The 19,283-nt window shown below is 73.8% G+C and carries 23 protein-coding genes; 13 read left to right on the forward strand and 10 right to left on the reverse strand.

Annotation, left to right across the window (positions count from 1 at the left end):
• Positions 1-52 precede the first annotated feature (52 nt).
• Both MICAU_RS06205 and MICAU_RS06210 read right to left on the reverse strand, forming a co-directional pair.
• Positions 53-1,063: an ABC transporter permease subunit gene (locus tag MICAU_RS06205; RefSeq protein WP_013284438.1), complete on the reverse strand. Its 1,011-nt coding sequence runs from the start codon at positions 1,061-1,063 to the stop codon at positions 53-55.
• Positions 1,060-2,064, reverse strand: coding sequence for an ABC transporter ATP-binding protein (locus MICAU_RS06210; RefSeq protein WP_013284439.1), 1,005 nt, complete (start codon positions 2,062-2,064; stop codon positions 1,060-1,062). The genes MICAU_RS06205 and MICAU_RS06210 overlap by 4 nt, the downstream gene beginning before the upstream one ends.
• A gap of 132 nt (positions 2,065-2,196) precedes the next feature.
• Between MICAU_RS06210 and MICAU_RS06215 the strand changes: the two genes are divergently transcribed.
• The gene (locus MICAU_RS06215) at positions 2,197-3,036 is read left to right on the forward strand and encodes an ABC transporter ATP-binding protein (RefSeq protein WP_013284440.1); all 840 of its coding nucleotides are present in this window, start codon (positions 2,197-2,199) and stop codon (positions 3,034-3,036) included.
• 16 nt (positions 3,037-3,052) lie between these two features.
• Positions 3,053-3,949: a ribokinase gene (locus tag MICAU_RS06220; RefSeq protein WP_013284441.1), complete on the forward strand. Its 897-nt coding sequence runs from the start codon at positions 3,053-3,055 to the stop codon at positions 3,947-3,949.
• A gap of 45 nt (positions 3,950-3,994) precedes the next feature.
• Here the strand turns inward: MICAU_RS06220 and MICAU_RS06225 are convergent, their stop codons facing one another.
• Entirely contained in the window at positions 3,995-4,759 is a 765-nt protein-coding gene (locus MICAU_RS06225) for a hypothetical protein (protein WP_013284442.1), read from the reverse strand.
• Positions 4,760-4,853: 94 nt separating this feature from the next.
• Here MICAU_RS06225 and MICAU_RS06230 point away from each other — a divergent pair, with 94 nt between their 5' ends.
• Positions 4,854-6,335: an alpha/beta hydrolase gene (locus tag MICAU_RS06230; protein WP_013284443.1), complete on the forward strand. Its 1,482-nt coding sequence runs from the start codon at positions 4,854-4,856 to the stop codon at positions 6,333-6,335.
• Between the two features lie 9 nt (positions 6,336-6,344).
• Here MICAU_RS06230 and MICAU_RS06235 read toward each other — a convergent pair whose 3' ends face one another.
• Positions 6,345-6,827 (reverse strand): DUF6232 family protein, encoded by a 483-nt coding sequence (locus MICAU_RS06235; RefSeq protein ID WP_013284444.1) that lies wholly within the window; start codon positions 6,825-6,827, stop codon positions 6,345-6,347.
• Between the two features lie 58 nt (positions 6,828-6,885).
• Here MICAU_RS06235 and MICAU_RS06240 point away from each other — a divergent pair, with 58 nt between their 5' ends.
• Complete coding sequence (locus MICAU_RS06240) at positions 6,886-7,317, forward strand: nuclear transport factor 2 family protein (RefSeq protein WP_013284445.1); 432 nt, start codon at positions 6,886-6,888, stop codon at positions 7,315-7,317.
• Here MICAU_RS06240 and MICAU_RS06245 read toward each other — a convergent pair.
• Positions 7,263-7,871, reverse strand: a complete 609-nt coding sequence (locus tag MICAU_RS06245; protein WP_013284446.1) for a DUF6232 family protein — start codon at positions 7,869-7,871, stop codon at positions 7,263-7,265. The genes MICAU_RS06240 and MICAU_RS06245 overlap by 55 nt on opposite strands.
• A gap of 131 nt (positions 7,872-8,002) precedes the next feature.
• Here MICAU_RS06245 and MICAU_RS06250 point away from each other — a divergent pair, with 131 nt between their 5' ends.
• Together MICAU_RS06250 and MICAU_RS06255 are read left to right on the forward strand one after the other, a co-directional pair.
• Positions 8,003-8,776 carry an enoyl-CoA hydratase/isomerase family protein gene (locus MICAU_RS06250; RefSeq protein ID WP_013284447.1) on the forward strand — a complete coding sequence of 258 codons (774 nt, stop codon included), beginning with the start codon at positions 8,003-8,005 and terminating at the stop codon, positions 8,774-8,776.
• A 70-nt stretch (positions 8,777-8,846) separates the two neighbouring features.
• The gene (locus tag MICAU_RS06255; RefSeq protein WP_013284448.1) at positions 8,847-10,469 is read left to right on the forward strand and encodes an acetolactate synthase; all 1,623 of its coding nucleotides are present in this window, start codon (positions 8,847-8,849) and stop codon (positions 10,467-10,469) included.
• Positions 10,470-10,524: 55 nt separating this feature from the next.
• Here MICAU_RS06255 and MICAU_RS06260 read toward each other — a convergent pair whose 3' ends face one another.
• The 3 genes from MICAU_RS06260 to MICAU_RS06270 are packed head-to-tail and all read right to left on the reverse strand — an operon-like array spanning position 10,525 to position 11,632.
• Positions 10,525-10,923, reverse strand: a complete 399-nt coding sequence (locus tag MICAU_RS06260) for a PLD nuclease N-terminal domain-containing protein (protein WP_013284449.1) — start codon at positions 10,921-10,923, stop codon at positions 10,525-10,527.
• Between the two features lie 26 nt (positions 10,924-10,949).
• The gene (locus MICAU_RS06265; protein ID WP_013284450.1) at positions 10,950-11,249 is read right to left on the reverse strand and encodes a DUF202 domain-containing protein; all 300 of its coding nucleotides are present in this window, start codon (positions 11,247-11,249) and stop codon (positions 10,950-10,952) included.
• The gene (locus MICAU_RS06270) at positions 11,246-11,632 is read right to left on the reverse strand and encodes a YidH family protein (RefSeq protein WP_013284451.1); all 387 of its coding nucleotides are present in this window, start codon (positions 11,630-11,632) and stop codon (positions 11,246-11,248) included. Before MICAU_RS06270 ends, MICAU_RS06265 begins: the two co-directional genes overlap by 4 nt.
• Positions 11,633-11,673: 41 nt before the next feature.
• Between MICAU_RS06270 and MICAU_RS06275 the strand changes: the two genes are divergently transcribed.
• The 4 genes from MICAU_RS06275 to MICAU_RS06290 all read left to right on the forward strand — a co-directional run bounded on the left by MICAU_RS06275 (position 11,674) and on the right by MICAU_RS06290 (position 14,806).
• Positions 11,674-12,471: a GNAT family N-acetyltransferase gene (locus MICAU_RS06275; protein ID WP_013284452.1), complete on the forward strand. Its 798-nt coding sequence runs from the start codon at positions 11,674-11,676 to the stop codon at positions 12,469-12,471.
• A gap of 2 nt (positions 12,472-12,473) precedes the next feature.
• Positions 12,474-12,878, forward strand: a complete 405-nt coding sequence (locus MICAU_RS06280; protein WP_013284453.1) for a hypothetical protein — start codon at positions 12,474-12,476, stop codon at positions 12,876-12,878.
• 176 nt (positions 12,879-13,054) lie between these two features.
• Complete coding sequence (locus MICAU_RS06285) at positions 13,055-13,834, forward strand: electron transfer flavoprotein subunit beta/FixA family protein (protein ID WP_013284454.1); 780 nt, start codon at positions 13,055-13,057, stop codon at positions 13,832-13,834.
• Between the two features lie 12 nt (positions 13,835-13,846).
• The gene (locus MICAU_RS06290; protein WP_013284455.1) at positions 13,847-14,806 is read left to right on the forward strand and encodes an electron transfer flavoprotein subunit alpha/FixB family protein; all 960 of its coding nucleotides are present in this window, start codon (positions 13,847-13,849) and stop codon (positions 14,804-14,806) included.
• 97 nt (positions 14,807-14,903) lie between these two features.
• Here the strand turns inward: MICAU_RS06290 and MICAU_RS06295 are convergent, their stop codons facing one another.
• Together MICAU_RS06295 and MICAU_RS06300 are read right to left on the reverse strand one after the other, a co-directional pair.
• On the reverse strand, positions 14,904-15,674 hold the full coding sequence (locus MICAU_RS06295) for an anti-sigma factor (RefSeq protein ID WP_013284456.1): 771 nt from the start codon (positions 15,672-15,674) through the stop codon (positions 14,904-14,906).
• Entirely contained in the window at positions 15,628-16,233 is a 606-nt protein-coding gene (locus tag MICAU_RS06300; protein ID WP_013284457.1) for an RNA polymerase sigma factor, read from the reverse strand. Before MICAU_RS06300 ends, MICAU_RS06295 begins: the two co-directional genes overlap by 47 nt.
• Before the next feature lie 240 nt (positions 16,234-16,473).
• On the opposite strand from MICAU_RS06300, the gene MICAU_RS06305 reads away from it, so the two are divergent.
• The 3 genes from MICAU_RS06305 to MICAU_RS06315 all read left to right on the forward strand — a co-directional run bounded on the left by MICAU_RS06305 (position 16,474) and on the right by MICAU_RS06315 (position 19,259).
• Positions 16,474-17,307, forward strand: coding sequence for a DUF4397 domain-containing protein (locus MICAU_RS06305; RefSeq protein ID WP_013284458.1), 834 nt, complete (start codon positions 16,474-16,476; stop codon positions 17,305-17,307).
• A complete protein-coding gene (locus MICAU_RS06310; RefSeq protein ID WP_013284459.1) occupies positions 17,304-17,975 on the forward strand; it encodes a class F sortase in 672 nt (223 codons plus the stop codon). The genes MICAU_RS06305 and MICAU_RS06310 overlap by 4 nt, the downstream gene beginning before the upstream one ends.
• 108 nt (positions 17,976-18,083) lie before the next feature.
• Entirely contained in the window at positions 18,084-19,259 is a 1,176-nt protein-coding gene (locus MICAU_RS06315; RefSeq protein WP_013284460.1) for a cysteine desulfurase family protein, read from the forward strand.
• Positions 19,260-19,283 lie beyond the last annotated feature (24 nt).

The raw sequence follows: 19,283 nt of genomic DNA on the forward strand, positions 1-19,283 counted from the left end.
TCCTTCATCATGGCGTCAGGGTTCGCAAGGAGTTGCCGAGGTGCGGCTCCGGTCAGATCAGGTCGCGGCGGCGGAACACCGTGAACGCGGCGGCCACCAGCGTGCCGGTGAGCCCGAGCAGCACCACCAGCCCCGACGTCCAGGTGAGCGTGTAGGAGCCGTCGCAGTAGCCGGAGATCCCGGGGCCGCAGGCGTTGTTGTCCCAGAGCCGCACCTCACCGGACAGCCAGGCCGCCAGATAGCTGGACAGCATGTACCGGTCCGGCCGGCCGACCTCCAGGATCTGGAACACCAGCCGCGCCCCCAGCTCCCACACCACCACGTACGCGGCCACCGTGCCGAGCGCCGCCGACGTGTGCCGGCCCAGCGTGGCGACGGCGAACCCGAGCGCCGCGGCGAGCAGCACCAGCATCAGCCCGCGTACCCAGATCGCTGCGAGCGACGGCCAGAAGTCGCCGCCGGTCCGCCCGACCAGTCCGGACGCCTGGCCGATCAACCAGAAGGACCCCAGGTACGCCGCCGACGCCAGCACCGACAGGCCGAGCAGCCCGCCCAGCAGCGTGCCGAGCTTCGTGGCGAGCACCGTCGGCCGCCGGGGCCGCCACAGCAGCAGGTTGACCACCCCGCCCGAGTTCAGGTCGGCCCCGATGTAGGAGGCGCCGACCAGGAACCCGAACAGCGTCAGGAACGCGATCAGGAAGTAGAGCAGCGGCTCGGCCTCCTTGGCGAAGACGAACACACCGCTGAGGTAGTCGGCCGTGGTCGGCAACTCCTCGATCTGGGCCGGGTCGATCTGGGCGCAGTCGCGCGGCAGGTAGTCGTTCTCGCCCGGCGGGATCGTGCCCTCGCGGATCCGCAGGCAGCGGTCGTACGTCATCTCCATCTGGCGCACGCTCTCCGCCGCCTGCGCCTGCGCCCGGCTCAGCTCCGCCGGGCCGGGCCGGTGCGAACCGGCGAGCGTGGTCACCACGGTCACCGCGAAGGCGGCAGCCAGCAGCACCACCATGAGCTGCACGAAGCGCCGGGCGGCCAGCCGCTCCAGTTCGGCACGGACCAGGTTCACGCGTCCACCTCCCGGATCTCCCGGACGTCGAGGTCGATCACTCCGTCGCTCGGCGGCGCGCCGTCGACCTGCCGCGGCACCGCCACGTGCTCGTTGCCGCCGGTCAGCTCCAGGAAGACGCTCTCCAGGTCCGGCCGCAGCGGGACCAGCTCGCGTACCCACATGCCCTGCTCGCCGAGCGTCCGGCTGATCGTCTCCGGATCCTGCACACCGGTCACCACCAGGTGGTCCGGCGCTACCGCCACCGACAGGCCGGCGCGGCCCAGCACCTGCCCGGCCTGCTCCGGATCGGCCACCCGGACCCGCCACTGGTGCTGGTCGAAGCCGGCCAGCACCTCCTCCACCGGCCCGTACGCGACCCGCTGCCCCCGGCTCACGATCGTCACGTGGTCGCAGATCAACTGGATCTCGGCGAGGATGTGGCTGGACAGCAGCACCGTCACCCCGGCCTCGGCCAGCGACCGGGTCAGGTCGCGCATCTCCCGGATGCCGGCCGGGTCCAGCCCGTTCGCCGGTTCGTCCAGGATCAGCAGCTCCGGGTTCTTCAGCAGGGCCGACGCGACCGCCAGCCGCTGCTTCATGCCCAGCGAGTAGCCCTTGACCCGCTCGTCGCCCCGGTCGCGCAGCCCGACCTGCTCCAGCACCTCGTCCACCCGGGCGGTCGGCACACCCCCGGCCAGGGCCAGCAGCCGCAGCGTCCGGTGCGCGGTGAAGTTGGCGAAGAACTGCGGGCTCTCCACGATCGCGCCGACCCGGCCGGCCACATCCGGCAGGTGCTCGGGGGACTCGGCACCCAGCACGCGCATCCGCCCGGCGTCCGGCCGGACCAGCCCGAGCAGCGCGCGCAGCGTGGTGGTCTTCCCGGACCCGTTCGGCCCCAGGAAGCCGTGCACCTGGCCCGCCTCGACCAGCATGTCGAAGCCGTCGACGGCGACCCGGCGCCCCTGGCGCAGCGTGTGGAACGTCTTGCGGAGGCCGGCGATCTCGATGACCGCGCTCATCCGCGCGCCTCCCGGCAGCGGTCGGGCATGGGTGTCCTTCCGGAAGCGGTGACCAACGACACGGCGCCCCACCCTATGGCGGCGGCGCCGCCCGTGGGGGGCGCCGGGCCGGGTGCGTGATTGGATGGAGCGGTGACTGGTGACCTGATCCCCGGCGCCCCGGGCGCCCTCGCCCCCTCGACCGTGGACGCGGATCTGGTGGTCAGCCTCGACGGGGTCGGCGTCAAGCGTTCCGGCACGGCGCTGGTGCACGACGTCGACTGGCGGGTCGAGCTGGACGAACGGTGGGTGGTGCTCGGGCCGAACGGCGCGGGCAAGACCACGCTGCTCAACCTGGCCGCCGGCCGGCTGCACCCGACCAGCGGCGTCGCGCACGTGCTCGGCGAGCGCATCGGCCGTACCGACGTCAACGAGCTGCGTACCCGCATCGGCCTGTCCACAGCGACGCTCGCCGAGCGGATCCCCGCCGAGGAGCGCGTCGTCGACGTGGTGGTGACCGCCGCCTGGTCGGTGGTCGGCCGCTGGCGGGAGAGCTACGACCGCACCGACGAGGTCCGCGCCGCCGCGCTGCTGCGCCAGCTCGGCGTCGGCCACCTCACCGACCGCACGTACGGCACGCTGTCCGAGGGCGAGCGCAAGCGGGTCCAGATCGCCCGCGCCCTGATGACCGACCCGGAGCTGCTGCTGCTCGACGAGCCCGCCGCCGGGCTCGACCTGGGTGGGCGCGAGGACCTGGTGGCCCGGCTGGCCGAGCTGGCGTACGACCCGGACGCGCCCGCGATGGTGCTGGTCACGCACTACGTCGAGGAGATCCCGCCGGGCTTCACTCACGCGCTGCTGCTGCGCGAGGGCGCCGTGGTGGCGCAGGGCCTGCTCGCCGACGTGCTCACCGCCGACAACCTGTCGAAGACGTTCGGCCTTCCGCTGGTGGTCACGCGGTCCGGCGACCGCTGGGCCGCCCGCGCCGCCTGAGCGACGGGACGACACAGTGCCGCAGACCCGGATCGCCGTCGTCGGCAGTGCCAACATGGACCTGGTCGGCATCGGCGCCGCGCTGCCCCGGCCCGGCGAGACGGTGCTGGGCGACGACTTCGTCATGCTGCCCGGCGGCAAGGGCGCCAACCAGGCGGTCGCCGCGGTACGCGCCGGCGCGTCCTGTGTCTTCCTGGGCGCGATCGGCTCGGACTCGTTCGGCGTGACGCTACGGGCCCGCATGACGGCGGCCGGCGTGGACACCGACCACCTGCGGGTGGTCTACGGCCCGTCCGGCGTCGCGCTGGTGATGGTCGGCGGCGCGGGGGAGAACGCCATCCTGGTCACCCCCGGGGCGAACGCTGCGTTCACGTCGCTGACCGCCGGCGAGCTTTCCGCCGTACGCGATGCGGACGTGCTGGTCGCGCAGCTGGAGGTGCCGGTCGAGACGGTGACCGAGGCGGCGCTGGCGGCCCGGTCCGCGGGCACCCGGGTGGTGCTCAACGCCGCGCCGGCCCGATCGGTGCCGGCCGAGCTGCTGGCGGCCACCGACCTGCTCGTGGTGAACGAGCCGGAGGCGCAGGCGCTGACCGGTCGCGGCCGGGACGAGCCGGCGGCGCTGCTCGACCTGGTGCCCCGGGCGGTGCTCACGCTCGGCGGCGACGGCGCCTGGTACGTCGACCGGGACCGCCCGCCGACGCACGTGCCGGCCGTGCCGGTGGACGTGGTCGACTCGACCACCGCCGGGGACGCGTTCACCGCCGCGCTCGCGGTGGCCTGGGGCGAGGGGCGGGACTTGGCCGACGCGGTCCGCTGGGCGGCGGCCGCCGGTGCGGCGTGCGTGCGCAAGCTCGGCGCCTCGGTGGCGCTGCCGCACCGCGCGGAGATCGACGAGCTGTTCCCCGGCGGTTAAGAAGGGGCCCTTCCTCTACCGGAGGCGTTAAGAAGGGGCCCTTCCTTACACCTCGTCGGTGAGGCGCTCGCCGCGCCGGCGCAGCATGCCGAGCCCGGGGATGCCGGCGACCGCGAGCTTGAGATCGCGTGTGACGTCCAGCAGGTCGTGCAGGTCCGGGCCGACCCGGTCCAGCGTGGCCAGGATCGGCAGCACGTCCGAGGTGAGATGGTCCTTGAGCTTCGGCAACTCGTCCACCAGCCGGATCGCGGCGGTCACCTCCTCCGGGCTGAGCTGCTCCACGAAACGGGCCGCCATCGGCGCGGCCCGGCGCAGCGTCGCCTCGTACGCGGTCAGCAGCTCGGTCGCGACGCCCGTCGCCTTCTCGGCGGTCGCCAGCGTGCCCGCCGCCCGCGCGGTCACCGTCTCCGCCTCGGTCACCACACCGGCCGCCGTCCGGGCCACCCGGTCGGCCTGGCCGACCACCGTGGCCGCCGCCTCGGAGACCCGCTGCGCCTCGCCGACCACCACCGTCGCCGCGGCGGCCACCTCGGTCGCCGTGTCGATCGCCGCGGTGGCGGCGGTGCTGATCACCGCCACCTCGCGGACCGCCGTCTCGGCGTCGGTGAGCACCCGGTCGGTGCGGTCGAGCGTGCCCTCGATCCGGTCCACCACCCCGTCGATCCGCCGGACCAGCGCCTCCACCTGATCGAGGACGGCGAAGGCGCGAGCGGGTACCGAGGCCACCGTGGCGGCCGAGCCGAGCGCCTGGTCCAGGGCGGTACGGGTGAGGCCGAGTACGGCGCCGGGCCGGGGAAGAGGGATCGCCATGACATCCAGTGTGCGGCGTCGCTGCCAGTGCCGCCCGACGGCAGCCGGGCGGCGAAGGTCACGCCGGGCCGCCGACGCGGCGTAAGGTGCCGGCATGCCCACCCCCGGCCCGGCGTCGCGGCGACTGCTCGCCTGCGGCGTGGTCGCGCTGCTCGCCGTCGTCCTGGGAGCCCTGCTCCTGGCCCGCGCCGACGCCCGTCTGAGCACCCGGCGGGCGACCGTGGCGGGAGTCCCGCTGACCGAGGTCCGGGCGGACGGCGTGAGCGGCGACCTGCGGCCCGGGGTGGTGGTCGCGCACGGTTTCGCCGGGTCGGCCCGGCTGATGCGGCCGCTCGCCGACTCGGTGGCCCGCCGGGGCGGGATCGCGGTGCTGCTCGACTTCGCCGGCCACGGCGCCAGCCACGCCCGGCTACCCGGCGCGGGCCGGGACGAGGAACGCAGCCGGGCGCTGCTGCGGCACGACCTGGACGTGGCGGTCGCCTGGCTGCGCGGGCGTCCCGGCGTCGACCCGGACCGGATCGTCCTGGTCGGGCACTCGATGGGCGCGGGCGCGGTCACCCGGTACGCGGTGGCGCATCCGGAGATCGACCGGACCGTGGCGATCTCGCTGCCCGACGGCGGTGACGTGCCGGCCGGCTGGCCCGGGAGGCTGACGCTCGTGGTGGGCGGGCTGGAGTTCGCCGGCTTCCGCCAGGCGGTCGACGAGGCGACGTGGGACGCGCCACCGGGCACCCGCACGCGGGTGGTGGCACCGGGCACCGAGCACGTGTCGGTGCTGTTCGCGCCGCGTACCCACGCCGCGGTGCTCGACGCGCTCCCGGACCGTACCGGCGGGCCGCCGCCGGCCCCGCTGACCCGGCCGGGCGGCGCCGGGCTGCTGCTGGCAGGGCTCGCGCTGGGCTTCGTGCCGCTGGCGGCGCTGCTATCGCGCCGGGCGGGGGCGGGCACCGGCGGTCCGCGTACGGGTGCGGGCCGGTGGCTCGCCGCGACGGTGGCGGCGGCCGGGCTGGGCGCCGCGCTCGCCGCACTGCTGCCGACCGCCCGGCTGCCGCTCGCCGTGGGCGGGTACGTGGCAGTGTTCCTGCTGTTCACGGGCGTGCTGCTGGCCGCCGCGGCACGCCTCGCGCAACCCCGCCGGCCACCGGTGACCGAGGGCGGCGTCCGGTCCGCTGCCGTCGCCGTCGCGCTCCTCGGGTACGCCGCGCTCGCCGTCGCGCTGCCGCTGCGCCTCGGCCTCACCTCGACCGTGCCGGTCGGGGCCCGGTGGTGGCTGCTGCCCCTGGTGACGTTCTGCTGCCTGGTCTTCCTGCTCGGCGCCGAACGGCTCGCGGACGGCCACGGCATCCGTTACGCGGCCACCGGCGGGATCGCCGTGCTGGTGCTCGCCGTCGCGGCGGTGCTCGGCCTGGCACCTGGGTTCGTGCTGCTGGTGGTGCCGCTGTTCGCGGCGCTGGTGGCCTGGCAGGCGGCCTGGGCCGGAGTGCTGCGCCGCCGGGCCGCGCCGTGGTGGCTGGCGCCGTCGGTCGGGGCGGTGGTGCTCGCCTGGCCGATCGCGACCACGCTGCCGCTGGCCTGACCGTCGCCGCTATCGGCTGTCGGTCTGCTGCTCCACGGCGCGTTGCACGGCCCGGTAGATCTGCCCGAACCGCAGCGCGTCGGGCGTACGGACCAGCATCGTCTCCCGGCCGTGGTGCTGCACCCACAGCTCGTGCACCCGGTTGCCGCGCTCGTAGGAGCGGTCCAGCCACCCGAGCGGCACCTCCAGGAACGGGGTGAGCGCCAGTCCCGCCACCACGAACGCGGCCAGGATGATCAGGGCCAGTTTCCACTCGCCCCGGTCCTGCGCGGACCAGGCCAGCGAGAGCACGCAGACCACAGCGACGAGGGGCGGCAGCGACAGCAGCAGGACCAGCACCCCGCGGCCCAGCACCCGTCCCCGGACGGCGAGCGTGGTGGTGCCGCGTGCGTGCCAGACGTACGTGACGTCGGCGAGCGCAACGACCTGCCCGCCCGCGTGGATCGCCTCCGAGGTGACCTGTACGGCGTCGTCCCGGTAATAGAGGACCATGAATCAGCCTAACCGCGTGTGTCGACAGCGGACGGTCGAGCGTCGGTAGGATGACGGCATGACCGACCGGAACGGGGCCGGAACCGGCGGTGACGAGCAGGCGCGCAACGTCGAGGTGGTCAGGCGCTACCTGCGCACCTTCGTCACGAAGGACCTGGCCGAACTGGCCGAGGTGGTCGACGAGGACGTGGAGATCTACGGCTCCGGCACCGCGGTGCGCGGCAGGCGCTACCCCGAGGCCGCCGTCTCCTCACCCGGCCTGACGGTGATCGACCAGGAGATCCGGGAGATCTTCGCGGCCGGGGACCGGGTGGTGGTGTCGCTGGCGCAGACGTACCGGCGGGACGCGACCGGTGCGACCACGGTGCAGAGCGCCTGCAAGATGTACCGCCTGGCCGGCGGCCGGATCGTGCAGTTCTGGGGCGAGCAGGACACCTACGGTCTGTTGCGCGGGCTCGGCCTGCTGCCGGACGAGCCGATCACGTTCTGACCCGTCGCGGCAGGACCGGTCGCGGGACGACCGGCCGCGGGACGACCGGCCGCGGGACGACCGGGTGCGGTACGGCCCGGCCCGGGGCGACCCGGTGCGGACGGCAGGCTCTCCATGGCGCGCTGCACCGCCCGGTAGACCTGCCCGAAGCGCATCGCGTCGCGGGTGTGCAGCAGCCGCACCGGGCGGCCCCGCCATTCGGCCCACATCTCCATCTCCCGGCTGCCCCGGGCGTACGAGCGGTCCAGGTGTTCGAAGAGGAAGTCCGCGAGCGGGCCGACGGCGAGGCCGACCAGCACCGAGACGCCGACGACGGCGACGGTGACCGCCGCCGAGCGCTGCAGCCACACGGCCAGCGCGATGCCCAGCACGGCGGCCACCAGCGGCCCGGCGAGCGCGGCCCCGATCGCGCCGCGCCCGGCGAGCACCCGCCAGGAGCGGTCGCCCCGCCGGTGCCACACGGTGGTCAGTTCGGCCAGCGGGTAGCTGCGCCCGTCCACCCGTACCGCTGTGGAGGTGACCTGGACGGAGCGGTCGTCGTAGTAGGTGATCATGGCCTCACTCCCGGTGGCGGGGCTGCGGCGACTCCGGCGGCGACCTGGGGAGTCGCCGACACCACACTGTCTACCCCAACGAGGCGAGTCGTAAGGTTGGCACGCGACTTCGACGAGGAAGTGAGGGCAGCGTGGGCGAGTTCGTCAGGCTGGAAGTGAAGGACGGCATCGGCACCATCCGGCTGGAGCGGCCGCCGATGAACGCGCTCAACACCCAGGTGCAGGAGGAGTTGCGCGCCGCCGCGTCGGCGGCCACCGGCGACGCCGAGGTTCGCGCCGTGATCGTGTACGGCGGCGAGAAGGTCTTCGCGGCCGGTGCGGACATCAAGGAGATGGCCGACATGTCCTACGTGGACATGGCGGAGCGCGCTGCCGACCTGTCCAGCGCGCTCGGCGCGATCGCCCGCATCCCCAAGCCGGTCGTCGCCGCGATCACCGGGTACGCGCTCGGCGGCGGTTGCGAGCTGGCGCTGGCCTGCGACTGGCGGATCGTGGCCGAGGACGCCAAGCTCGGCCAGCCGGAGATCAAGCTGGGCATCATCCCGGGCGCCGGCGGCACCCAGCGGCTGGCCCGCCTGGTCGGCCCGGCCCGCGCGAAGGACCTGATCATGACCGGGCGGATGGTCGACGCCGCCGAGGCGCTGCGGATCGGCCTGGCCGACCGGGTGGTCCCGGCCGCCGAGGTCTACGACGCCGCTGTGGCGTACGTGAAGCCGTTCCTGACCGGGCCGGTGCAGGCGCTGCGCGCGGCGAAGGCGGCTGTCGACGGCGGTCTGGACATGGACCTCACGTCGGGCCTGGCCTGGGAGAGCCAGCTCTTCGCGGCGCTGTTCGCCACCGACGACCGGCGCGAGGGCATGGCCGCGTTCGTGGAGAAGCGCAAGCCGGGCTTCACCGGTCGCTGACGCGAGAGCTGTTCACATCCGCGATACCGGCCAGTAGCGTGACCCCGGTCGGTCGACGAAGGGGAATGGCATGACGGAGCGGATCGAGGGCCACGGGGGCGATCTGGCACTCGCGGCACTACGCGCGCACGGCGTACGGGAGATGTTCACGCTGTCCGGCGGGCACGTCTTCCCGCTCTACGACGCCGCGCACAGGGCGGGTTTCCCCCTCTACGACGTGCGGCACGAGCAGTCCGCCGTGTTCGCCGCCGAGGCGGTCGCCAAGCTCCAGCGCCGCCCCGGCCTGGCCGTGCTCACCGCCGGCCCCGGCGTCACCAACGGGGTCTCCGGCCTGACCAGCGCGTTCTTCAACGCCTCGCCGGTGCTGGTGCTCGGTGGGCGGGCGCCGCAGTTCCGCTGGGGCTCGGGCAGCCTCCAGGAGATGGACCACCTGCCGCTCGTCGCGCCGGTGACCAAGCACGCCGAGACGGTGTTCAGCGCCGACGACATCCCGCGCGCGGTGTCGGCGGCGCTGACCACCGCGCTCACCCCGCACCGCGGCCCGGTGTTCCTGGACTTCCCGCTGGAGGCGGTCTTCTCGGTCGGTGACGCCGACCTGCCGGCGGTCACGCCGCCGGCGCCGATCGAGCCGGACCCGGACGAGGTGGCGAAGGCGGCCCGCCTGATCGCCGGCGCGTCGCGGCCGGTCGTCATCGCCGGGTCCGACGTGTACGCGGGCGACGCCGTCGAGGCGCTGCGCGCCGCCGCCGAGTCGCTTCGGGTGCCGGTGTTCACGAACGGGATGGGCCGGGGCGCGCTGCCGCCGGAGCACCCGCTCGCCTTCGCCAAGGCCCGCCGGGTCGCGCTCAAGGGCGCCGACGTGGTCGTGGTGATCGGCACCCCGCTGGACTTCCGGCTCTCCTTCGGCGACTTCGGCGACGCCCAGGTGGTGCACGTCGTGGACGCGCCCAGCCAGCGGGCCGGGCACGTGCAGCCGGCCGCCGCGCCGGCCGGTGACCTGCGGCTGATCCTGGGCGCGTTCGCCGACCACACCGGTGACCGGGCCGACCACGCCGACTGGATCGCCGAGCTGCGGACCGCCGAGGACGCGGCGAAGGCCCGCGATGCGGAGGAGATGGCCGCCGAGACCGACCCGATCCGCCCGGCCCGGATCTACGGCGAGCTGCGCAGGGCGCTCGCGCCGGATGCCATCACCATCGGCGACGGCGGCGACTTCGTGTCGTACGCCGGCCGCTATCTGGAGCCGGCCCAGCCCGGCACCTGGCTCGACCCCGGCCCGTACGGGTGCCTCGGCACCGGCATGGGCTACGCGATGGGCGCCCGGGTCAGCCACCCGGACCGGCAGATCTGCGTGCTGATGGGCGACGGCGCGGCCGGCTTCTCGCTGATGGACGTGGAGTCGCTGGTCCGGCAGAAGCTGCCGGTGGTGATCGTGGTCGGCAACAACGGCATCTGGGGGCTGGAGAAGCACCCGATGCGGGCGATGTACGGCTACGACGTGGCCGCCGACCTCCAGCCCGGCCTGCGCTACGACAAGGTGGTCGAGGCGCTCGGCGGCGCGGGCGAGACGGTGGAGAAGGCCGCCGACCTCGGGCCCGCGTTGGGGCGCGCGTTCGACTCGGGCGTGCCGTACCTGGTGAACGTGCTGACCGACCCCGCGGACGCGTACCCCCGTTCGTCGAACCTGGCCTGACCACGGCGCGTGCGGGCCGTCCACCGGGTGACCGGCGGGCGGCCCGCTGCGCGTGTCAGACCTCGGGGCGGTCCCTGTCGTCCGGGCGGCCGCGCAGCTCCTCCTCGCGGCGGCGCAGGTCCTCCTCCCACAGCCGCAGCCGTTCCTGGTCCTCGCGGCGGGACCGCTCGTCCAGCGAGGCGAGGAACTCCGGGTCGTCGTCCGGTGCGAGCGGGCGGCGGGCCGGGGCGGCGGGCCGGGCCGTGCCGGTGACGCCGGCGGTCCCGGCCGGGCGCTCGCGGCCCACCAGGAACCAGGCGATCGAGCCGACCAGCGGGAAGAAGAGAATGATCAGCACCCAGATCATCCGGGGCAGCGCCTTGACCTTCTCCTCGTCGGCGGAGAGACAGCTGATCAGCGCGCACACGGCGAGGACGATCTGGACCAGGAAGAGCAGCACGTAGAGGCGGGCCATGACTCATGATGGCTCACCGCCGCTCGTCAGCGCACCCCGCCGAGCACGTGCGCCACGCCGAGCACCGCAAGTCCGGCCGCGCCGAGCGCGGTCAGCGGCACCGACCATCTGTCGAACCGGCGCGGTCCGGTGCCGGTGGCCCGGTGCCACGTCACCACGAGCACGGCGAGCCAGACCACCACCGCGAGCCCGGCCGGCGCCGCGTCCGCGGCCCGGCCGCCGAACGCCGGCCGGAGCTGGAGCAGCAGCACCGCAGTGAGCGTGAGCAGCGTCCGCCGCCACGCCAGCCGGGTGCGCTCGGGTTGCAGGCCGGGGTCACGGGTCACCGCGCGCCGCCCACCAGCACGGCGGCCACCAGCAGCAGCGCGCCGACCGCGACGACGAGTGCGAGGACGGCCGGGAAGCGGGACGCGGGCAACTCCTCGTTCAGCCGCATGGCGCGTTCGGTGCGCGCCCAGTGGTCGACCGCCCGGATCGAGACGGTGGCGCCGAGCAGCAGCAGCGCGACCGCGAGCGTCTCGCGCAGGTGGGCCAGGCGCAGCGGCGGCAGGAACTGCGCGGCGGCCAGCCCGCCCGCCACCAGCGCGAGACCTGTTCGCAGCCAGGCCAGGAACGTCCGTTCGTTCGCCAGCGAGAAGCGGTAGTCCGGCGGGGTGCCGACCGAACGCAGCTCACGCGGGTCGAACCAGCTCTTGATCGACTCCCACACGCTGCCGATTATCCGCTTTGCCCCGCGCCTAGCCTGGGGGGATGACCGATCTTGACGCGCGCGAGCTGCGCGACGCCTACGACAGCCAGATCCGACCGGAGCTGCCGGACCCGCTGCCGGCCGGGGTGACGGTCGAGCGCGACGGCCCGCTGTTCCGCGTGCTCGGGCTCGACCACCGAGGCTTCCTGACGTACCGGACGCTCGACGGTCTGGCCGGCGCCGAGCTGGACGCGCTCATCGCCCGGCAGGTCGAGGTCTTCCGGGACCGGGGCGAGCCGGTCGAGTGGAAGCTCGCCGGTCACGACGAGCCGGCCGACCTGGGCGACCGGCTGCGCGCCGCCGGATTCGTGCCGGAGGACCAGGAGACAGTCGTGGTCGGCCCGGTCGCGCCGCTCGCCGCCGCCGTCCCGGTGCTCCCCGAGGGGGTACGCCTGCGCGAGGTCACCAGCCGGGCGGACCTGGAGCGGATCGCCGCGATGGAGGAGGAGGTCTGGCACTCCGACCGCAGCCACCTGGTGTACGGGCTGGTCCGGGAGATCGAGGCCGATCCGCAGTCGATCACGATCGTGGTGGCGGAGGCGGGCGAGACCGTGATCAGCGCCGGCTGGATCCGTTACCAGCGGGGCACCGGCTTCGCCAGCCTCTGGGGCGGCTCGACGCTGCCGCAGTGGCGCAGGAAGGGCGTCTACCGGGCGCTTGTGGCCCACCGGGCGCGGCTGGCGCAGCAGCGCGGCAAGACGCTGCTCCAGGTGGACTGCTCGCCGGACAGCCGCCCCATCCTGGAGCGGCTCGGGCTCGTTGCGGTCACCACCTCCACGCCGTACGTCTACACTCCGTGATCATGGAACGGTTGACGGCGGACGAGCGGCTCACCCTGAAGACCGGTGCGTTCGGTGCCGTCTTCCTGGTCTCCAACGCCGTACCCGGGGTGCTGGCCATGGTGCGGGAGAGCTTCGCCGCCTCCGGCGCGCTCGCCGAGGTGGGGGGCGTGGTCAAGGAGGCGCTGACCACCGGGCCGCTGCCGCAGCTCCCCCGGGACTCGGTCCTGGAGGTCGAGTCGGTGGTGCTGCCCGCGCTGGGCCGGTCGGTGGAGATCCTGCGCGCCAAGTCGCCGGGCGACGTCGAGACGTACCGGTCGGTGGTGCTGGCCGCGGCGGAGCGGGTGGCCCAGGCGCACCGGGGGATCGAGCCGGCCGAGGCGGCGGCGATCGAGAAGATCCGGCAGGCGCTGGCCGAGCCGGCGTGACGGTGGTGAGTTGCGTCACTCCGGGCCGCCGGGGTGGCCATGCTACTTGCGGGTAACATTGCTCCGTGGGGAAGTGCACAGCAGCCCGCGGTTGACCCACGTTGCGTCACGCGGGAGGCTGCGCCCGTGACCGGGCGAGTGATCGCTACACCAAACAGGAGGGTCGTCGAAGCGCGATGAACATCGTCGTACTCGTCAAGCAGGTGCCCGATTCGGGCGCGGACCGCAACCTGCGTTCTGACGACAACACCGTCGACCGCGGTTCGGCGAACAACGTCATCAACGAGATGGACGAGTACGCCATCGAAGAGGCGTTGAAGATCAAGGAGGCGCACGGCGGCGAGGTCACCATCCTGACCATGGGTCCGGACCGGGCTACCGAGTCGATCCGCAAGGCGCTCTCCATGGGCCCGGACAAGGCCGTCCACGTGGTGGACGACGCCCTGCACGGCTCCTGCGCGGTGGCCACCTCGAAGGTGCTCGCCGCCGCCCTCGGGCAGCTCAACGCCGACCTGGTCATCTGCGGCGCCGAGTCGACCGACGGCCGGGTCCAGGTCATGCCGCACATGATCGCCGAGCGGCTGGGCGTGGCCGCCCTGACCGGCGCCCGCAAGCTCACCGTCGACGGGTCGAACCTGACCGTCGAGCGGCAGACCGAGGAGGGCTACGAGGTGGTCACCGCCTCGACCCCGGCCGTGGTCTCCGTCTGGGACACCATCAACGAGCCGCGCTACCCGTCCTTCAAGGGCATCATGGCGGCCAAGAAGAAGCCGGTGCAGACGCTCTCCCTGGGCGACCTGGGCGTGGCCCCGGCCGAGGTGGGCTTCGACGGCGCCACCAGCGCCGTGGTGGAGCACTCCAAGCGCCCGCCGCGCTCCGGCGGCGAGAAGATCACCGACGAGGGCGAGGGCGGCGTGAAGCTGGTCGAGTTCCTCGCCACCGAGAAGTTCGTGTGAGAGGTCACTGACATGTCTGAGGTTCTCGTCGTCGTCGAAGCCACGAAGGAATTCGGCGTCAAGAAGGTCACCCTGGAGATGCTCACCCTCGCCCGCGAGCTGGGCACCCCGAGCGCCGTCGTCCTCGGTGGCGCCGGCGCCGCCGAGGCGCTGAGCGCCAAGCTCGGCGAGTACGGCGCGGAGAAGATCTACGCCGCCGAGGGCGAGGAGATCGACGGCTACCTGGTGGCCCCCAAGGCCACGGTGGTCGCCGAGCTGGTCAAGCGCGTCCAGCCGGCCGCCGTGCTGCTCGCCTCGTCGCAGGAGGGCAAGGAGATCGCCGCCCGCCTCGCGGTCAAGCTGGACAACGGCATCCTGACCGACGTGGTCGGCCTGGCCGCCGACGGCACCGCCACCCAGGTCGCGTTCGCCGGCTCCACCATCGTCAAGTCCAAGGTCACCAAGGGCCTGCCGCTGGTCACCGTCCGGCCGAACTCGCTCAACCCGGCCCCGGCCGCTGCCACCCCGGCGGCCGAGCAGCTCACCGTGTCGGTCACCGACGCGGACAAGCTCGCCAAGGTCGTCGAGCGGGTCGCCGAGCAGAAGGGCTCCCGCCCCGAGCTGACCGAGGCGTCGGTGGTCGTCTCCGGCGGTCGCGGTGTCGGCAACGCCGACAACTTCAAGCTGGTCGAGGAGATGGCCGACCTGCTCGGCGGCGCGGTCGGCGCGTCCCGCGCGGCAGTCGACTCCGGCTACTACCCGCACCAGTTCCAGGTGGGCCAGACCGGCAAGACCGTCTCCCCGCAGCTCTACGTCGCGCTGGGCATCTCCGGTGCGATCCAGCACCGGGCCGGCATGCAGACCTCGAAGACCATCGTCGCGGTGAACAAGGACGCCGAGGCGCCGATCTTCGAGCTGGCCGACTACGGCGTGGTCGGCGACCTGTTCAAGGTCGTCCCGCAGGCCGCCGAGGAGATCCGCAAGCGCAAGTGAGCGTCGCGTGAAAGAAGGCCGCCGCCCGGTGCACCGGGCGGCGGCCTTTCTCGTAGGGAGCTGATCGGCGGGCCGGGGAGCTGAGCCGGCCCGCCGATCAGCCCGTCAGGGTGCCCCTCAGCAGGCTGTCGCCGGAGTGGCCGGGCTTGTTGTCGTACTGCTCCGCGCTGACGTCGACCACGGTGTAGGTATGCAGGTCGACGTTCGGGGGGATCGGCAGGAGCGCGTCCCCTGATCCGTTGCTCAGCGTACCCACGGAGAACATATCCATCGTGTTCGGATCGATCAGCCAGACCTCGTAGTACCCCGGAACGGTCGGGAGATTCGCCACGTGCAGATGCAATCGGTGGTCACCGAGCACCCGGGCGTCGCCGGAGGCGTCCTTCGGCGTCGAACCGAACGCGGCGAGCGGCGCGCTGGCCAGCACCGGCGGCCGGGGATCGGTCTCCTCGCCGCCGCCGCCGAGCACCGCGGCGGTTCCGGCCACGCCGATCACCGCGGCGGCTGTGGCGGTGACCGCCGTGGTCGCCCAACCCGGCCAGCGCCGGCTCCGCCGCGGACGACGTGCCACGACGGGTACGGCGGCCGGCTCCACCGGGTCGGCCGAACGCGGCAGGCGCCTGTCGGTCAGCGCCGGCAGCTGCTCGGCGGCCCGGACCTCGGCCATGATGCCCTGCCAGATGTGCTCCGGCGGGTCGGGCAGCTCGGCCAGGCCCTGGGTGCCCGCGCCGAGCCCGGCGACGTGCTGGAGCGTCTCCACCTCGCCCCGGCAGTGGTCGCAGGTGTCCAGATGGGTGGCCTCGCCGTCAGCCGCCTCGCTCTCACCGAGCGCCAGAAAGACCAGCCGGTCGTGGTCCAGGTGCTGCACCGTCCACCTCCCATCTGCGTTTCAGGCTCTGCATGCCGCGTCTGATGTGACTCTTGACGGTGCCGAGCGGCACTCCGGTCACCGCCGCGATCTGCTGGTGTGTCAGGTCGTCGTAGAACGCCAGCTCCAGCATCCGGCGCTGCTCGTCCGGAAGCCGGGCCAGCTCGTCGGCGACCACCAGGCGGTCGACCACGGTGTCCGGGTCGGGGCCGGTGGAGACCGGCTCCGGCAGTTGCTTCACCGTCTCGACCACCCGGGTCTCCCGGGCCGAGGCCCGGATCCGGTCGACCACCTTGCGCCGCCCGATTCCGAGCAGCCAGCCGACCAGTGAGCCTTTCGCCGGGTCGAACGTCTCCCGGCCGAGCCAGGCGGCGACGAACGTCGCCTGGGTCACGTCCTCGGCGTCGCTGCGGTTCACGAGCGTCGTGGTGGCCAGGTGCAGCACCGCTCGCCCGTACCTGTCGTACGCCTCTCGCAGGGCCGCCTCGTCGCCGTCGCGGAACCGGGTGGCGAGGTCGTCCTCGCCCGGCGGTTCGGGGCCCTGCCTCGCCGCCGTCACCGGGCGGCTCGCCTTCCGTGGGGCATGCCCGACTGTAACTCCCACAGCCTTCGCCCCACTCTCCCGGTGTGTCGGTCACGACCCTCGTCACCTCTCCTTCGTCGCCGGAGGGTCCGGCGGATGCGCCCGGAGACGGGAAAAAGAAATCGGATCCGGGCGTATCCGGGGGCGACGGAGCCGGCGTAACCCGTTCTGCAAGCCAGGCCTGACGAATCAGCACCAACCACCAGGAGGCAGACAATGCAGTACGCGATGTTCCGTCGGGTCGCCGCGGGCGGCGCAGTGGCCGCCCTCACCTTCGCCGGCGTCGGCGCCGCCACCATGAGCCCGGCCTACGCCGCCTCGTCGAAGGTCTCCGTGGTCCACGGCATTCCGGACACCCCGGTCGACGTGTACGTCAACGGCGAGAAGACGCTGAACAACTTCAAGCCCGGCGACGTCGCCGGCCCGCTCACCCTGCCCGAGGGGCAGTACGACATCGCCCTGACCAAGCCGGGTGAGGCGATCGACAAGGCGATCCTGAAGGTGGACGACGCCGCGGTGCCGGGCGGGGCGAACATCAGCCTCGCCGCCCACCTGAGCGCCGCCGGCGAGCCGCAGATCACCCCGTTCGTCAACGACGTGTCCAAGGTGGGCGCCGGCAAGGCCCGGCTGATCGTCCGGCACACCGCCGCCGCTCCGGCCGTCGACGTGCGGGCCGGCGGCAAGCCGGTCTTCGAGGGCCTGACCAACCCGAAGGAGGCGAAGGCGGACGTGGCCGCCGGCTCGGTCGAGGCGGACGTGGTACTCGCCGGCACCGACACCGTCGCCATCGGCCCGGCCGACCTGAACCTGAAGGAGGGCACCGCCACCATCGTCTACGCGATCGGCTCGGCCGAGGCGAAGAACCTGAGCGTGGTCGCCCAGACCATCAACGGCCTGCACTCGGCGCCGGGCGGCGTGCCCAGCGGCACCGGCGGCCAGGCCGGCACCGGCGTGGACACCTGGTGGTACGTGCTGGCCGGGGCCGGCGTGCTGCTCCTGGTCGGCGGCGGGGCGCGGGTGGCGGCAACCGCCCGGGCCGGTCGCCGGTGACGGTGCGCAACCGCGGGGCGCTGGCGGCGATGGCCGCCGGCGCCGCCGCGCTCACCCTGGCGGGTGTGGTGGCGTGCGGGTCCGAGCCCGCCGAGGACGTCGGCGGCGACGAGGTGACCGCCCTGGCCGGCGCCACACCCACGCCCACACCGGCGGCGACGGCGACCGGCGGCGGTTCGGTACCGGTCAACCCGGGGACGCTGCCGGCCGACAGCGAGATCGTGCCGCCGGTGAAGCTGAGCATCCCGCCGATCCGGGTCACCGCCACCGTCAACCCGGTGGGCGTCAACGAGCGCACCGACGAGTTCGAGGTGCCGCCCAGCGTGGACCAGGTCGGCTGGTACCGCTACGGCCCGGGCCTGGAGGCCGGCGCCGGCTCGGTGGTGATCGCCGGGCACGTGGACAGCGCCGAGCAGGGCAAGGGTGCGTTCTTCCGGCTGCGTGAGCTGGGCCAGGGGGACGAGCTCACCGCCACCGGCTCGGACGGCCGCGAGCGCTCCTACCGGGTGGTGGCCCGGGAGGAGTACCGGAAGTCGAAGATCCCGCTGGAGCGGTACTTCGCGCGCGACGGTGAACCCCGCCTCACGCTGATCACCTGCGGCGGGCCGTTCGACTCGAAGACCCGCAGCTACCGGGACAACATCGTGATCACTGCCGTTCCCGCGTGATCACGGCCGTTCCCGCGTGAGCGCGCGAGAGCGGGCCGGACCGCCCCGGGTGGGACGGGGCGGTCCGGCCCCCGGTGCCTGGTACGCAGGCCGTTAGGCTGAACCGTGATGGCATACCTTGATCACGCGGCGACGACCCCGATGCTGGACGAGGCACTCGAGGCGTACGTCGCTGCCGCCCGCGAGGTCGGCAACGCCTCGTCGCTGCACGCGGCGGGCCGCCGGGCCCGGCGGCGGGTGGAGGAGTCCCGCGAGCGGGCGGCCGCCGCGCTCGGCGCCCGCCCCTCCGAGGTGATCTTCACCGGCGGCGGCACGGAGAGCGACAACCTCGCCGTGAAGGGCGTCTTCTGGGCTCGTCGCGCCGCCCGGGCCGACCGGGTCCGGGTGGTCTCCAGCGCGGTCGAGCACCACGCCGTCCTCGACGCGGTGGACTGGCTGGTCGAGCACGAGGGCGCGCAGGCCGGCTGGCTGCCGGTCGACGCGGCCGGGCGGATCGATCCGGAGCGACTGCGCGCCGAGCTGGCCGAGCACGGCGAGCGTGTCGCGGTGGTCACCGCCATGTGGGCCAACAACGAGGTGGGCACCGTCCAGCCGGTGGCCGAGCTGGCCGCCGTCGCCGCCGAACACGGGGTGCCGTTCCACACCGACGCCATCCAGGCGGTCGGGCAGGTCCCCGTCGACTTCGCCGCCAGCGGCGTGTCGGCGCTCACCGTGACCGGGCACAAGCTCGGCGGCCCGGCCGGTGTGGGCGCGCTGCTGCTGGCCCGCGACGTGGCGGCCACCCCGCTGCTGCACGGCGGCGGCCAGGAGCGCGACGTACGCTCCGGGACGCTGGACACCGCCGGCATCGTCGCGTTCGCGGTCGCCGTCGAGGCCGCGGTCAAGGGCCAGCAGGAGTACGCCGCCCGCGTCGCCGCGCTCCGCGACGAGCTGGTCGAGCGGGTCCGGCAGGCCGTCCCCGAGGTGATCTTCAACGGCGACCCGGCCGACCGGCTCCCGGGCAACGCGCACTTCTCCTTCCCCGGCTGCGAGGGAGACGCGCTGCTGCTGCTCCTGGACGCCCAGGGCATCGCCTGCTCGACCGGGTCGGCCTGCTCCGCCGGGGTGGCCCAGCCCTCGCACGTGCTGCTGGCGATGGGCGCCGACGACGACCGGGCCCGGTCCTCGCTGCGCTTCACGCTCGGCCACACGAGCACCGGCGCGGACGTGGACGCGCTGATCGCCGCGCTGCCCGCAGCGGTGGAGCGGGCCCGCCGCGCGGCCGCCCTCCGTACTCCCCGCTGACCCGGATACCCTCGGTGAGGACGA

Origin of the sequence: Micromonospora aurantiaca ATCC 27029 (genome assembly GCF_000145235.1) — a bacterium.
GTDB lineage: Bacteria > Actinomycetota > Actinomycetes > Mycobacteriales > Micromonosporaceae > Micromonospora > Micromonospora aurantiaca.

Excerpts from the sequence above, each read along its gene's own strand:
- MICAU_RS06235 (WP_013284444.1), bottom strand. The coding sequence starts at position 6,827 with ATGGTCCTCTATTACCGGGACGACGCCGTACAGGTCACCTCGGAGGCG.
- MICAU_RS06280 (WP_013284453.1), top strand. The coding sequence starts at position 12,474 with ATGGAACGGTTGACGGCGGACGAGCGGCTCACCCTGAAGACCGGTGCG.
- MICAU_RS06290 (WP_013284455.1), top strand. The coding sequence starts at position 13,847 with ATGTCTGAGGTTCTCGTCGTCGTCGAAGCCACGAAGGAATTCGGCGTC.
- MICAU_RS06240 (WP_013284445.1), top strand. The coding sequence starts at position 6,886 with ATGACCGACCGGAACGGGGCCGGAACCGGCGGTGACGAGCAGGCGCGC.
- MICAU_RS06230 (WP_013284443.1), top strand. The coding sequence starts at position 4,854 with ATGCCCACCCCCGGCCCGGCGTCGCGGCGACTGCTCGCCTGCGGCGTG.
- MICAU_RS06245 (WP_013284446.1), bottom strand. The coding sequence starts at position 7,871 with ATGATCACCTACTACGACGACCGCTCCGTCCAGGTCACCTCCACAGCG.
- MICAU_RS06315 (WP_013284460.1), top strand. The coding sequence starts at position 18,084 with ATGGCATACCTTGATCACGCGGCGACGACCCCGATGCTGGACGAGGCA.
- MICAU_RS06285 (WP_013284454.1), top strand. The coding sequence starts at position 13,055 with ATGAACATCGTCGTACTCGTCAAGCAGGTGCCCGATTCGGGCGCGGAC.
- MICAU_RS06305 (WP_013284458.1), top strand. The coding sequence starts at position 16,474 with ATGCAGTACGCGATGTTCCGTCGGGTCGCCGCGGGCGGCGCAGTGGCC.
- MICAU_RS06210 (WP_013284439.1), bottom strand. The coding sequence starts at position 2,064 with ATGAGCGCGGTCATCGAGATCGCCGGCCTCCGCAAGACGTTCCACACG.
- MICAU_RS06255 (WP_013284448.1), top strand. The coding sequence starts at position 8,847 with ATGACGGAGCGGATCGAGGGCCACGGGGGCGATCTGGCACTCGCGGCA.
- MICAU_RS06275 (WP_013284452.1), top strand. The coding sequence starts at position 11,674 with ATGACCGATCTTGACGCGCGCGAGCTGCGCGACGCCTACGACAGCCAG.
- MICAU_RS06260 (WP_013284449.1), bottom strand. The coding sequence starts at position 10,923 with ATGGCCCGCCTCTACGTGCTGCTCTTCCTGGTCCAGATCGTCCTCGCC.
- MICAU_RS06225 (WP_013284442.1), bottom strand. The coding sequence starts at position 4,759 with ATGGCGATCCCTCTTCCCCGGCCCGGCGCCGTACTCGGCCTCACCCGT.